12 protein-coding genes are annotated in these 13,649 nt (G+C 70.4%); 7 read left to right on the top strand and 5 right to left on the bottom strand.

Features of this window, described 5'->3' with window-relative positions:
- Nucleotides 1-33: 33 nt before the first annotated feature.
- From ACWD4J_RS30525 to ACWD4J_RS30505, 5 genes are all read left to right on the top strand, one after another.
- Nucleotides 34-1,482, top strand: a complete 1,449-nt coding sequence (locus ACWD4J_RS30525; RefSeq protein ID WP_451398676.1) for an aldehyde dehydrogenase family protein — start codon at nt 34-36, stop codon at nt 1,480-1,482.
- Nucleotides 1,483-1,518: 36 nt separating this feature from the next.
- On the top strand, nt 1,519-2,718 hold the full coding sequence (gene lhgO, locus ACWD4J_RS30520; RefSeq protein WP_451398675.1) for an L-2-hydroxyglutarate oxidase: 1,200 nt from the start codon (nt 1,519-1,521) through the stop codon (nt 2,716-2,718).
- 143 nt (nt 2,719-2,861) lie between these two features.
- Nucleotides 2,862-3,722, top strand: a complete 861-nt coding sequence (locus tag ACWD4J_RS30515; RefSeq protein WP_451398674.1) for an amidohydrolase family protein — start codon at nt 2,862-2,864, stop codon at nt 3,720-3,722.
- 13 nt (nt 3,723-3,735) lie between these two features.
- Nucleotides 3,736-5,445: a thiamine pyrophosphate-dependent enzyme gene (locus ACWD4J_RS30510; protein ID WP_451398673.1), complete on the top strand. Its 1,710-nt coding sequence runs from the start codon at nt 3,736-3,738 to the stop codon at nt 5,443-5,445.
- A 20-nt stretch (nt 5,446-5,465) separates the two neighbouring features.
- Nucleotides 5,466-6,545 (top strand): Ldh family oxidoreductase, encoded by a 1,080-nt coding sequence (locus ACWD4J_RS30505; protein ID WP_451398672.1) that lies wholly within the window; start codon nt 5,466-5,468, stop codon nt 6,543-6,545.
- 255 nt (nt 6,546-6,800) lie between these two features.
- Here the strand turns inward: ACWD4J_RS30505 and ACWD4J_RS30500 are convergent, their stop codons facing one another.
- A complete protein-coding gene (locus ACWD4J_RS30500; protein WP_451398671.1) occupies nt 6,801-7,754 on the bottom strand; it encodes an alpha/beta hydrolase fold domain-containing protein in 954 nt (317 codons plus the stop codon).
- 197 nt (nt 7,755-7,951) lie between these two features.
- Between ACWD4J_RS30500 and ACWD4J_RS30495 the strand changes: the two genes are divergently transcribed.
- On the top strand, nt 7,952-8,791 hold the full coding sequence (locus tag ACWD4J_RS30495) for a siderophore-interacting protein (RefSeq protein ID WP_451398670.1): 840 nt from the start codon (nt 7,952-7,954) through the stop codon (nt 8,789-8,791).
- Nucleotides 8,792-9,162: 371 nt separating this feature from the next.
- Here ACWD4J_RS30495 and ACWD4J_RS30490 read toward each other — a convergent pair whose 3' ends face one another.
- Both ACWD4J_RS30490 and ACWD4J_RS30485 read right to left on the bottom strand, forming a co-directional pair.
- A complete protein-coding gene (locus tag ACWD4J_RS30490; protein ID WP_451398669.1) occupies nt 9,163-10,518 on the bottom strand; it encodes an MFS transporter in 1,356 nt (451 codons plus the stop codon).
- Nucleotides 10,519-10,612: 94 nt separating this feature from the next.
- The gene (locus tag ACWD4J_RS30485) at nt 10,613-11,086 is read right to left on the bottom strand and encodes an STAS domain-containing protein (protein ID WP_451398668.1); all 474 of its coding nucleotides are present in this window, start codon (nt 11,084-11,086) and stop codon (nt 10,613-10,615) included.
- Here ACWD4J_RS30485 and ACWD4J_RS30480 point away from each other — a divergent pair.
- On the top strand, nt 11,073-11,330 hold the full coding sequence (locus tag ACWD4J_RS30480; RefSeq protein ID WP_451398667.1) for a hypothetical protein: 258 nt from the start codon (nt 11,073-11,075) through the stop codon (nt 11,328-11,330). The genes ACWD4J_RS30485 and ACWD4J_RS30480 overlap by 14 nt on opposite strands.
- 54 nt (nt 11,331-11,384) lie before the next feature.
- On the opposite strand, the gene ACWD4J_RS30475 is transcribed toward ACWD4J_RS30480, so the two are convergent.
- A complete protein-coding gene (locus ACWD4J_RS30475) occupies nt 11,385-11,921 on the bottom strand; it encodes an NUDIX hydrolase family protein (protein WP_451398666.1) in 537 nt (178 codons plus the stop codon).
- A gap of 266 nt (nt 11,922-12,187) precedes the next feature.
- Nucleotides 12,188-13,648, bottom strand: a complete 1,461-nt coding sequence (locus ACWD4J_RS30470; protein ID WP_451398665.1) for an FG-GAP-like repeat-containing protein — start codon at nt 13,646-13,648, stop codon at nt 12,188-12,190.
- Nucleotide 13,649: the final 1 nt, after the last annotated feature.

The following is a 13,649-nucleotide window of genomic DNA, read 5'->3' as shown; positions in this document are numbered from 1 at the left end:
CCGCACCGCGGCGGACGAAGGAAGTGATCTTCAATGCGTACCCTGGAAGCGCTCTCCGGCGGAGAGTGGGTGACTACCGGAGAGTGGATCGACGTCCGCGACCCGGCCGACATCCGCACCCCGATCGCCCGGATCCCGGCCCTCGCCGCCAAGGACGTCACCCGGGCCTACGACCAGGCCGAGCGCGGCTTCGCCGTCTGGAAGCGCACCAGCCCCTTCGAGCGGGCCAGGATCTTCACCGACGCGGCACGGCTGATCCGCGAGCGCGTCGAGGACATCGCGGCCGACGTCACCGCCGAGAACGGCAAGACCCTGGCCGAGGCCCGCGGCGAGACGCTGAAGGCCGCCGACTTCCTCGAGTACTACGCGGGGCTGGCCCGCCAGGGCTACGGCACGCTGCTGCACGACGCCCGCCCGAACCACCGCACCCACACCCAACGCGAGCCCATCGGCGTGATCCTGGTGATCAGCCCGTGGAACGACCCGCTGATCACCCCGGCGCGCAAGCTCGCCCCGCTGCTCGCCGCGGGCAATGCGGCCGTGTTCAAGCCGGCCACCGAGACCCCGCTCTCCGGCCTGCACTTCGCGCGCGCCCTGCACGACGCGGGCCTGCCGGCCGGTGTCCTGAACGTGGTGACGGGCCGTACGGCCGAGATCGAGGAAGCACTCCTCGACGACCCGCGGATCGTCGGCATCACCTTCACCGGTTCCAACGTGGTGGGAGGTCGCATCCGCCGCCGCCTCGCCGACCGCAACGTCCGCTTCCAGGGCGAACTCGGCGGCAAGAACGCCTCCGTCGTCCTGAAGGACGCCGACCTGCCGGCGGCCGCGAAGGCCGTCGTCGCAGCGTCCTTCGGCCAGGCCGGGCAGCGGTGCACCGCCACCAGCCGGGTCATCGTCGAGCGGCCGGTGTACGAGGAGTTCACCCGCCTTCTGGTCGCAGAGGTCAAGGCCCTGAAGGTCGGCCCGGGCAGCGACCCGGCCACCACGCTGTGCCCGCTGTCCAGCCCGAAGCAGCGCGACTCCGTCCTCGCCGACCTTGCCCGCGCGATGGAGCAGGGCGCCATCGTCCTCGCCGGCGGCCAGGCGGACACCGCGGGCGACCGCGCGCACGGCTGCTACGTACAGCCGACCGTGCTCGTCGACGTCACCCCCGAGACGGCGATCTGGCGCGAGGAGGTCTTCGGCCCGGTCCTCGCCGTCCGCGCCGTCGACGACTTCACGGCGGCCGTCGAGGCGGTCAACGACTCCGACTTCGGCCTCGCCGCCGCCGTCTTCACCCGCGACCTCGCATCCGCCCACCGCTTCGCCGACGAGGCCGAGTGCGGGCAGATCGCAGTGAACACCACCACCACCGGCTGGGACGTGCACCTGCCCTTCGGCGGGTTCCGCGACTCCGGTACGGCCTACAAGGAGCAGGGCGACGAGGTCCTGCGCTTCTCCACACGCGTCAAGACCGTCGCCATCCACTTCGGCGCCTGACGATCGCGAGACGCCTCACAAGAGAGGAGGATGCCGATGGCTGACGAAACGATCGGCATCGTCGGCGCCGGCATCGTGGGTCTGGCCACGGGCCGCGAGATCGCCCTGCGCCGCCCCGGCACCCGCGTCGTGGTGCTGGAGAAGGAGCAGGAGGTCGCCGTCCACCAGACCGGCCACAACTCGGGCGTGGTGCATGCCGGGATCTACTACACGCCGGGCAGCCTCAAAGCCGACCTGACCGTGCGCGGCGTGTCCTTGCTGCGCGAGTACTGCCAGGACCGGGAACTGCCGTACCGGCAGATCGGCAAGCTGGTCGTGGCGGTCCGTGAGGACGAGCTCGGCCGCATGGAGAACCTCTACGAGCGCGCCAGGAACAACCACGTGCCCGACCTGCGGAAGCTCTCCAAGGAGGAGATCAAGGAGACCGAGCCGAACGCCGGCGGCGTCGCGGCCCTGCACTCCCCGCGCACCGCGATCACCGACTACCCGGCGATCGCCCGGTCGTTCGCCAAGGACATCGTCGACTCGGGCGGCGAGGTGAGGCTCGGCTTCCCGGTCACGGGCATCACCACCGTGCCGGACGGGATCGAGGTGGCCTCCGGGCAGGAGAGGGTCCGCGTCGACCGCTTGATCCTCTGCGCGGGCCTCCACTCGGACTCCGTCGCGGGGCTCGCCCAGGACAAGCAGGAGCCGAAGATCATCCCGTTCCGCGGCGAGTACATGCTGCTCAAACCGGAGAAGACCGACCTGGTGCGCGGGCTCGTCTACCCGGTGCCGGACCCGCGTTACCCCTTCCTCGGCGTGCACTTCACCCCACGGGTCGACGGTTCCGTGGAGGTCGGGCCCAATGCCGTCCTGGCCCTGGCCAGGGAGGGCTACCGGCGCAGCAGGATCTCGCCCGGCGATCTCATCGGCCTCGCCGCGTACCCCGGGTCCTGGAAGATGGCCGCGCAGCACTGGCGTACCGGCATCAAGGAGTACAAGGGCTCCTTCTCCATGGCGTCCTTCATGAAGGACGCCAAGCTGTACGTCCCCGGTGTGGGTGTGAAGGACGTGGTCCGCGGTGGCGCGGGCGTACGCGCCCAGGCCCTGGACCGGGACGGCACCCTCGTGGACGACTTCCGTATCCATCAGGTGGGCCGGATCACCGCCGTGCGCAACGCTCCCTCGCCGGCGGCCACGGCCTCCATGGCGATCGCCGAGCACATCGTCGGCGCCGTCTTCGGCGACTTCTGAAGCAACCTCAAAATGCCCTGCCTGCAGCGCACTTCCGCGCAACAACAGCTTGCACTCCCAGGGCTCGGCAAGGGCTCACGGTCCGCCTAGCGTTCCTCCCGCACCGCCCCACCACCCCCCTTCGAAGAGAAAGAGCTGAAGCCATGTTCGTTGTCGACACGCAGATCCACATCTGGAAGGAAGAGACCCCGGACCGCCCCTGGGTGCCGGGCGCGCGTGAGCGCATCCGCCTCAACGGCCACCGCGAGGACCCCTTCTCGTACGAGGAGGCCCTTGAGCTGATGGACGAGGCCGGCGTGAACCGCGCGCTGATCCTGCCCCCGTCGTGGGAGGGCGACCGCATCGACTACGCCCTCGAGGCATGTGAGGCCCACCCGGACCGCTTCGGCATCATGGCCCGCATTCCGCAGAACAAGCCCGAAGAGGGCAAGGCCATGCTGACGGACTTCGCCCAGAACCCGCACGTCAAGGGCACCCGCCTCACCTTCCACCGGCCGCAGGACCGCAATTGGATGATCGACGGCACCAACGACTGGTACTGGCCGATCGCCGAGGAGCTGCGCATCCCGACCATGGTCCACGCGCCGATCTGGAAGCGTGAGCTCGGCCAGATCGCCGAGAAGCACCCCGAGCTGAAGATCATCATCGACCACATGGGCATCATGGCCCGCTGCGTCGACGACGCGATCGGCTACTGGGTCCAGGAGACCGCCGACCTGGCCGCCCACCCCAACATCTACGTGAAGGTGTCGGCGCTCCCGGGCTACTCGACGCAGCCCTTCCCGAACAACAACATCCAGAAGTACGTGCGCGAGATGGTCGACAAGATGGGCCCGCAGCGGTGCTTCTACGGCACCGACATCACCCGCCTGCTCGGCCACGGCATCACCTACACCGACACGATCGAGCAGTTCACCAAGCACTGGGACTTCACGCCCGAGGAGCTTGAATGGATCATGGGCCGCGGTATCTCCGAGGTCCTGAACTGGCCGATCGAGGGCTGAGGAACCACACGAGATGACGGACACCCAGCACACCCCAGGCACCGACGGCGGTGACGCCGTCGTCTCCGCCTTCAACGCCGTCGGCGCCGACTACATCTTCTGCTCATCGGGGTCCGAATGGGCCCCGGTGTGGGAGTCCCTCGCCCGGCACCACCGGGACAGGGCTCCCAGCCCGCAGTACCTCGACCTGACGCACGAAACCGTCGCCGTCGGCATGGCCACCGGCTACGGACTCGTCAAGCGCCGGCCGCAGGGCGTCCTGCTGCACGCGGCCCCCGGCCTGCTGCAGGGCTCGATGGCGGTCCACGGCGCGCTCCTCGCGGGCGTCCCGATGGTGGTCAGCTCCTCGGAGTCGGCCACGTACGGCGACGGTCCCGGCAAGGACCCGGGCGGCCAGTGGTACCGCAACCTGTCGATCGTGGGCGGCCCGCACGGTGTCGCCCAGCCGTTCACCAAGTGGTCCAACGAGGCCGCGAGCGTCCACACCCTGCCCACGATGATCACGCGCGCGGCGGAGCTGGCCTGGCGCGCACCCGCGGGCCCGGCGTACCTGAACATCCCGCTGGAGATCCTCCTCGAGGAGTGGGACGGCCGCGAGGCCAAGCCGATCGTGCAGCCGGGCTCGACGCACAGCTCGCCCGAAGAGGTCGACCCCGTCGCCCAGATGATCCGCGAGGCGGTCAACCCCGTGATCGTCACGGAGACGGCGGGTCGTGAGGCGGGCGGATTCGAGGCCCTGGTGGCCTTCGCCGAGGCGTGGGACATCCCGGTCGTCGAGCCGGACTCGGCGGTGTGCGGCAACTTCCCGCGCACCCACCCGCTGCACGCGGGCAGCGACATCGGCCCGTGGATGGACGAGGCGGACCTGATCCTGCTCGTCAACTGCCGGGCTCCCTTCTACCCGCCGTCGCGCCGCCCGTCCAAGGCGAAGATCGTCGTGATCGATGAGGTGCCGCAGCGCCCGCACGTCGTCTACCAGGTTCTGTTCGCGGACCGGTACTTGGAGGGCAACGTCGCCAACACGCTGCGCCAGCTGGCCAAGCGTGCGAAGGATCTCGATGAGGCTTCCGTCGCCGCGCGCCGAGCGGCGCAGGAGGAGCGGCACGCCGCCGAGCAGACCGCGATCGCCGGAGCCGAGGCGAAGGCCGCCGAGGCCGAGGGCATCGACCCGGTGCTGGTCGCCGCGACGCTGCGCAGGCTGCTCCACGGCCAGGACGCGATCGTCGTCGACGAGACCATCACGCACAGCCGCGTCGTCAAGCGCCACGTCCAGACCTCCGACCCCGACTCGTACTTCTACGTGCAGGGCGGGCTCGGCCAGGGCATCGCGGTGGCGCTCGGCGTCAAGCTCGCGGCCAAGGGGCGCCCGGTGGTGCTCACGATCGGCGACGGGGCGTTCGCGTACAACCCGGTGATCCAGTCGTACGACGCCGCCAAGGCGTACGACCTGCCGCTGCTGATCGTGGTCTTCAACAACCGTGTCTACAAGTCGATGAACCTCAACCACCGTCGGTTCTACCCCGATGGCGCGGCGGCGGAGACCGGCGAGTGGCTCGGCACCGACCTGCACCGGCTGCCCCGACTAGCGCAGTTCGCCGAGCCGTTCGGCATGCACACCGAGACCGCCGACGCGCCGGACGCGCTCACGCCCGCGCTGGAGCGCGCCCTCAAGGCCGTGGCCGAGGGCACCACCGCCGTCGTCGACGTTCTCGTCACCCGCTGACCCAGGAGGCACCCGCCACCATGAGCAACACCCCAACCCCCAAGCCGGGGAAGGTCCTGGTCCCCGCAGAGGAGCTGCGCACCTTCGCAGCCGCCCTCCTCGAGAAGGGGGGCCTCGACCCGGACCACGCCCGCACCACCGCCGACGTGTTCGTCTGGGCCGCTCAGCGCGGCGTCGAATCGCACGGCATCGCGCGCGTCCCCGCCTACCTCGACCTGCTCGCCAAGGGTGTGGCCAACGCCGGGGCCGAGATCACGGTCGAGTCCGCGACGCCGGCCGCCGCCGTCCTGGACGCCGACCGCGCACCCGGCCCGGTCGCCCTCACCGCGGCCGCCGAGGAGGCCGTGACCAGGGCCAGGACCACCGGCATCGCCGCCGTGGGCGTGCGCCGCACCGTCCACACCGGCGCCATCGGCTACTACGTGTCGAAGATCGCCGAACAGGGCCTGATCGGCATCGGCTTCGTCGCCGGCATGCCCAACATGGGCTACACCGGGGTCAAGGGCGCGGCCGTGGCCACCAGCCCGCTCGCCATCGCCGTACCCACCGCTACGTCGTCGAGCCACGCCCCACTGCTCCTCGACATGGCCACCGCCACCATCGCGCTGGGCAAGATCCGCCAGGCCAAGGCGAGTGGCACCCCGCTGCCGGAGGGCGCGGCCGCCACCGAGGACGGCACCCCGACCACCGACCCGGAGAAGGCGGTCATGCCGCTGCCGCTGGGCGGCGCCAAGGGGTCCGGCATGTCGCTCGCCTTCGAGTTGCTGACCAGCGTGCTCGTGGGCGCGCCGATCTTCTCCGCCTTCCACTCGGACGCCCCCCAGGGCCGTAAGCACCGCCAGAACGCGCTGCTCATCGCGCTCGACCCGGCGGCCTTCGGCGGCGCGGACGGCTTCACCGCGGCCGTGGACACCACCCTGAGCACCCTCAAGGGGCTGCCGACGGCGGACGGTGCGGCCGGGGTGTTCTACCCCGGTGAGCGCAGCGCCGCGGTGGCCGCGGAGCGTGGCGCGAAGGGAGTGCCGGTGGCGCCGAAGGTGTGGCGCGAACTGACGGAAAAGGCAGGGGAGTTGGGCGTCACGCTGCCCGGAACCGTGTAAGAGGTGCTCACAAAATGGGAGTCCGATCAGCTCGAGGCGTCTGGTGCGTGCGATCGCAAGGCGCCGGAAGACCCTCGTAGCGGAGCTACTAGGGTGTTTCGGCAACGCGGCGAGCGTGCGTGCCAGGCGTCTCGAGCCGGGCGCCCATTTTGTGAGCACCTCTAAGTCCGGGTGGCCGGGCAGCGGCGCCGTGCGGGGACCGCTGAACGTCGCCGGCCGTTCCGGGAGGGACGGCCGGCGACATCCCGCATCGGCTCATGTGGCGTCGGGTGCCTCGATGCCGACGGCCTTCCGTACATGCCGGGCGATCAGCGCATAGACCTGCCGGGCCTTCTCGTCGTCGTCGCCGTCGTACCCGTGATCGGCTCCGGCCACGTCGTGGTGCTCGACCAGGGCGCCTGCCTTCCGCAGACGTTCCGCGTAGCGCTCGCCCTCTGCCCTGAGGAGGTCGAACTCCGCGGTGATGACCAGGGCCGGGGCGATGCCCTTGAGATCGGCGGTGTCCGCCGGGTTCGCGGGCGATACGAGCCGGTCGGTGCGTTTCCGCGGGTCCGGCACGTAGGAGTTGTCGAAGATCTCCGCCATCCATGGGCGCAGCATCGGCTTCGCTATGGCGGCTCGCTTGTCCTTGGCGTTCGTCGCGAGATCCAGCGGCGGGTAGTGGAGGACCTGCAGGGCGATCGAAGGCCCGCTCTCCTCGAAGGCCTGGCGCGCCACGGCCGCGGCGAGTCCGCCTCCGGCGCTCTGGCCGCCCACCGTGAGGCGGCTGCCGTCCCATCCCTGCTCGGCGCCGTGTTCGGCGACCCAGCGGACGACGTCGTACGCCTGGCGGGGCGGGGCGGGGAACGGGTGCTGCGGGGCGACGACGTACTCCACGTTGACCACGGCCACTCCTGCCTGCGCGGCGAGGCAGCGGCACAGCGCGTCGTCGATCTCCGCGCCCTGCAGGACGTAGCCGCCGCCGTGGAAGTTCACGTGGACGGGCGGAGGGGAGTCCGGAGCGGAGCCGGGCAGGTACACCGTGACGCGGGCCGGGGCGACCGAGGTCGGGATCGTCAACTCGCGCGTCTTGCGCGGGAGATCCGGAAAGCGGGCGAGCCGCGACGCCGTAGAACCGGGCCCGGAGGCCCGTCGGCGCGCCAGCAGGAAAAGACGTTGCAGCGCTTTGGCGGCGATGGAGGCCACCGCCGGCCGGGCCAGGATGGACATGCGGCTCCGTTCGTTCTGTCCGGTCGAACCGGTCTCCGTTACGTGGCTGCTCGAGCCGGCGCGCCGACTGTTCCCCATTCGTCGTATTCGCGCCGGTGACGCACCCGATTATCAAGTTTCCTGTTGATGGTTGGCGATCGTAACATCACCGCATCATGCTGGTTTAGTGAGTCTAAATAAGGGACAAGGGGAGAGTCATGACTGAGCGACCGGCGCGCAGGCCTCGGAAGCCGCACACCGCACAGGTGGTGCGGACCGAACGGCTTACCCCGCACATGCAGCGCCTTGTGCTGGGCGGGGAGGGGCTCGCCGCGTTCACGGCGGGCACCTGGACCGACCACTATGTGAAGCTGCTGATCCCGGCCGAGGGCGTGAGCTACCCGGAGCCGTTCGACATGGAGACGATCCGCGCGGAGTTCCCGCCTGAGCAGTGGCCGGTGACGCGGACGTACACGGTGCGCGCCTGGGATGCCGAACGGCGTGAGCTGACGCTGGACTTCGTGATCCACGGCGACGAGGGCCTCGCCGGGCCGTGGGCGGTGCGGGCGCAGCCGGGCGACGTGGTGCGGCTCATGGGTCCCGGTGGCGGCTATGCGCCGGACGCCGGCGCCGACTGGCATCTGCTGGCCGGGGACGAAAGCGCCCTGCCCGCGATCGCGACCGCCTTGGAGGCGCTGCCCGACGGTGCCGACGTGCGTGCCTATGTCGAGGTGGCCGGGCCCGAGGAGGAGCAGCGGATCGACTCGGACGCGGACGTCGTGTGGCTGCACCGCGGGGACCGGCCGGTGGGTGAGGCGCTGGTCGAGGCGGTGTGCGCGCTGGAGTTCCCCGCGGGCCGGGTGCACGCGTTCGTCCACGGAGAGGCCGGCTTCGTGAAGGAGCTGCGCCGGCTGCTGCGCGTGGAGCGGCAGATCCCGCGCGAGGACCTGTCGGTCTCGGGCTACTGGCGGCTCGGCCACAACGAGGACGGCTGGCAGTCCACGAAGCGGGAGTGGGCCGCGCAGGTGGAGGCGGAGCAGGAGTCCGCCACCGCGTAGGACGCCACCGCGTGGGACTTTCGCCTACGCCGATAAAGGTAAGCCCGCTGCCGTCCACTGAGGCAGGCGCACAACACAGCCCGGCCGGGCGCCACCCACGCCCGGCCGGGCCTCTCGTGTATCAGGCCCGGAGCGGAAGCAGCCACGCCAGACGTCGTCGAACAGGGCCGCGACGGCCTCGATGATCAGCGCCCGCGGGTTCGGGTACGGGCCGACACCCCCCCGCACTGCGATCCGCCACGATCGCCGCCCGCCGTCGCCGCCGCAGGCACGCGGCCTGACTGTGGCGGACCTCCGGGCACGCGTCCTGGCCCCGCCGCGCACCGTGTGGCGGCGCACCAAGCCCTCGGGCCGTCCCGGTTGTCCGGATATCAGGACCGATGGCGGCGCAGGGCCGGCATCGTGGCGGCCATGGTCAGCATGGCGGCGATGACCAGCAGGCCACCGCCGGCGACAGCCGTACGTACTCCCAGGACCGAAGCGGCGGTTCCGTGCAGCACGTCGGCAAGCCGCGGGCCGCCCGCGACCACCACCGTGAACACCCCCTGCATCCGGCCGCGCATCTCGTCGGTGGCGGCCGACAGCAGGATCGCTCCACGGAAGACCATGGAGACCATGTCGGCGACTCCGGCGGCGGCGAGGAACACCACCGCAACCCACAGACTGGTACTCAGCCCGAATCCCGTGATGGCCGCACCCCAGGCCACGACCGCCGCGATGACCATCAGTCCGTGCCGGCGAGCACGGGAGAACGTGCCCGACATCAGGCCGCCGGCCACCGCACCGATCGGGATGGCCGCGAACAGCAGCCCGAGCGCCAGACCCTCGCCGTACGGGGCGTACGTCTCCGCAGCGAGCTGCGGGAACAGCGCCCGCGGCATGCCGAAGACCATGGCGATGATGTCGGCGAGGAAGGACAGCAGCAGCACCTTGCGCTGGGCGATGTAGCGGAAGCCCGCGATGACCTCGCGCCACCCCGCGCGCCCGGACGCCGCCCCCGTCAAGGGCGGCAGCGCGGGGAGGCGCCAGACCGCCCACACGGTGACGCACAGGGCCAGGGCGTCGATCAGATAGAGCTCGGCAAGGCCGATGAGGGGGATGAGGGCACCGGCGAGCAGCGGTCCGGCCACCAGCCCCGTCTGCATGACGGTCGATCCGAGCGCGTTCGCAGCGGCCAGCTCGTCCTTGGGAACCAGTCGGGCGATGGAGGCGTTGCGGGCGGGGGAGTTGAGGCCGAAGAACGCCTGCTGAAGGGCGAGCAGCACCATCAGCACCGGCACGGAGTCAAGGCCGGTGACGGCCTGAGCCCAGAAGAGCAGCGAGGTGACGGCTATGCCGCTGTTGGTCAGCAGCAGCAGTCTGCGCCGGTCCATGCTGTCGGCGATCGCGCCGCCCCACAGCGCGAAGACCACCAACGGAACGAGTCCGGCGAGGCTCGCGTATCCGACCCACGCCGATGAGCCCGTGATGTCGTAGATCTGCTTGGGCACCGCGACGGCGGTGAGCTGGCTGCCGACAGCCGTGACGATGGTCGAGGTCCAGAGCCTGCGGAAGGCTGGGCGGCGCAGCGGCCGGGTGTCCATCATCCAACGGCGCCATCCGCGCCCGCGGGGCCTCACCGGCTCTGTTGCCGTGGGGGGCGTATCCGCGCCGGCGTCGGGGCTGCTCTCCTCCGTCCCGGCGTTGTCGGCACCGCTGCCGTCGGTACTGCTGTTGCTCGTATCCACGCTCGTCCTGGCTGCTCGTTACATCTTTCTTGTCAGGACTCACTATCTCTGAGGTGCGGCGGCGGCTCTCCACCGGCTCGTCCCTCTTCGGCAGTCACGCAGCGGTCAACGCGGCGTCGAGCGAGTCGTAGATGGGGAAAACGCCGTACAGACTGGTGAGGTCGAAGATCCTGCGGACGGTCTGGCTGGCGATCACCAGCCTCAACTCGCCGTCGCGTTCGCGGATGCGTTTGAGGATTCCGACGAACACTCCGAGGCCGGTCGAGTCGATGAAGGTCACCCGGCGCAGGTCGAGAATGACGCGGAGGCGGCCTTCTTCGATGCGCGTGACCACGTGATCGCGGATCTGCGGCACGGTGTACACGTCCACCTCGCCGTGGATCTCCACGATGGTCCAGTCGTTCTCGTCGCGGTGGACGATCCGGAAATTCTTCTCCATAGCCAACATAACGGACAGATCATGGGTAAAGGTTTCGGCCTGGACCGCCCCGCTGGGTGCCTCGCCCGATGGCGGCCGGGCGAGGGAGAGCCGGCTGGAGTAGTTGACGGTGTTGGTGGCCGAGCGCATGTACGCCTTCCAGGCGTCGGAGCCGGACTCGCGGCCGCCGCCTACGCCATGGACGTCCGCTACTCCGGGTTCCGGCCCGACCCCCCGCACCTTCGAGGCGATCTCCCAGCGGCTGCGGGCGAACGCCGTCACCGTTCTGGAAGAAGCCGAGCGTCGCGACACCACTCCGCACGCGGCGGCCCGCAGCCTCGCCGAGGAACGCGTCCGCACGGCCATGCGCAGCAAGGGACGCCTACCCGGCTGACGCTGTGACCACCCGCCCGCACGACCTCCCCGGCGACCACCGTGCGTCATCCGTTCAGGACAGGCAGCCGACGTGCGCGAGTGCCTGCTTGAGAAGGGCACCGTGGCCGCCGGGCATCTCGTTCTGTACCAGCGGCGACGATGCCTCCTGCGGACTGAACCAGACAAGGTCGAGGGCGTCCTGCCGGGGGCGGCAGTCACCGGCCACCGGGACGATGTAGGCGAGGGACACCGCGTGCTGACGGGGGTCGTGGAAAGGCGTGATCCCTAGCGTCGGGAAGTACTCGGCGACGGTGAAGGGCTGCAGGGATGCAGGGATCCGGGGCAGCGCCACCGGGCCGAGATCCTTCTCCAGATGACGCAGCAGGGCGTCGCGTACACGTTCATGGTGCATGACCCGCCCGGAGACGAGGGTGCGGGTGACCGTCCCGTCGGGGCCGATGCGCAGCAGCAGTCCGATGCTGATGACTTCGCCGCTGTCGTCGACTCGCACCGGCACCGCTTCGACGTAGAGGATCGGCATGCGTGCGCGCGCGAGTTCGAGTTCGTCGGTCGTCAGCCAGCCGGGCGTGGTTTCGGTCGTGTCAGACATTGGTTGATCGTACTTTCAGCGTCGGCCGTTTTGCGCGCACCACCGCGCCACGTCGCTGCGTGGCTGGTTACGGGCAATCAACGCGCATCGCCGCCCTCCTGCGCCGCCGATGGCCCGACGCCGACCAGGACTTCACCGATCCGGCACGGTTCCCGCCCTGCCGGCCTCGATATTGACCCGTGAGGGCCCGGCGAAGGGAGCCACGACGGAGTGGCCCCCTCCCCGGCGCTCGAAGGACGGTCTGGTCGGCCTCCGAGCCCGCCCTGTCAGCCCCCCAGTCCCGATCCGAAGGACTTGTTGCGGTACGTCAGGCCGAACGCCTTCTCGCTGAACGACAGTGCACCGGAGGTCGTCACGCCCGAGTCGCTGCCGCGCAGCACCCAGTCGGCGCCATCGGCGTAGTGGACATCGTCGTCGAAGACGTCCTCGCCGGAGGCGGCGGCGACGAGGTCCGCGTGGCCGTCGCGGTTCAGGTCCTCGAGGCGCAGGTCGTATCCCAACCGGTCGGAGCTCTCAGCGACGCCTGGTACACCCGAGGTGTCCTGCGAGAAGGACTGGGCCCCGCTGCCCGTCAGGCCGGAGGCCGAACCCTTGAGCAGCCAGACCGCTCCGGAGTCGCTGAGGCTGCCGATGTCCTCGCCGGGCGCGCCCACCGCCACGTCCGCGTAGCCGTCGCCGGTCACGTCGCCGACCGAGGCACTGGCACCGAAGGCGTCGCCCGACTCGCTCACGCCGGGGACGCCCGCGGTGTCCTGGTCGATCGTGGTGCTGCGCGAGCTGCCCGGTATGCCGTCGGCGCCGCCGTAGTGGACGACGAGGGTGCCCGCTGAGGAGGACCCCGATCCGTAGGTGACCAGGTCGTCGTACCCGTCCTGATCGATGTCGCCCGCCGCCCGCACGTGCGCGGCGTCGAGCGGTACGGTCGCGGGATTCTCGGTGAGCGTCATGCCGTCGGCGCCGCCCGCGTAGTAGCCGATCCAGACGCCGTTCGAGTCGTCGTCCTCGAGGTCGCTGTCCCCGGACACGGCCAGATCCTCTGCGCCGTTCCCGTCGAAGTCGCCCGCCACGACCGACCCCGTCCCGCGGTACAGGTTGGAAGGACCGGTCGGCAACTCGGTCCGCGCGGGAGCCGTGGTCCGCGTGAATCCGTCGTCGAACACCGAGAGCCCGCCGTAGCCCGTGACGGCGAGCTGGTCGCGGCCGTCTCCGTCGAAGTCGCCGATCGCGAGATTGGATCCGTACAGGTAGGCGGAGTTCGTGCCCTCGGCTCCGTACAGGGTCAGCGCACCGTGGACCAGCCCCTGGGAGCCGCCCCACAGGATCTGGACGATGCCGAGGTCGGGACCGGACGAGGACTCGGACGGCACGCCGACCGCGAGGTCCGTGTAGCCGTCGCCGTCGAGGTCGCCGCTGGCGTAGGACGTGCCGAACTTGTCGTACGCCTCCGCCGTGCCGGGCACCCCTGAGGTGTTCTGGCTGATCAGGGCGGAACGGCTCGTCGACACGCCGGACGCCGAGCCGTACAGGACGGTCAACTGCCCCGCCTGCGACTGCCCGTTCACCTTCGCCTTGGGGGTGGCGACCACCAGGTCCGCGTAGCCGTCACCGTTGAAGTCGTCGGGGGTGGCGGCCCCGGCGGCGAAGGCAGGAGTGGCGAGGGGCACAGCCCAGCCGCCGGTAGCGGCCAGCGCAGCCACGGCGGTGGCTGCCAGAAGTCTCTTTCGCACG

The sequence above is a fragment of the Streptomyces sp. NPDC002577 genome, from assembly GCF_053594815.1.
The sequence above is the reverse complement of the archived record's forward strand: the minus strand, read 5'-3'. Positions and strand labels throughout refer to the sequence as shown.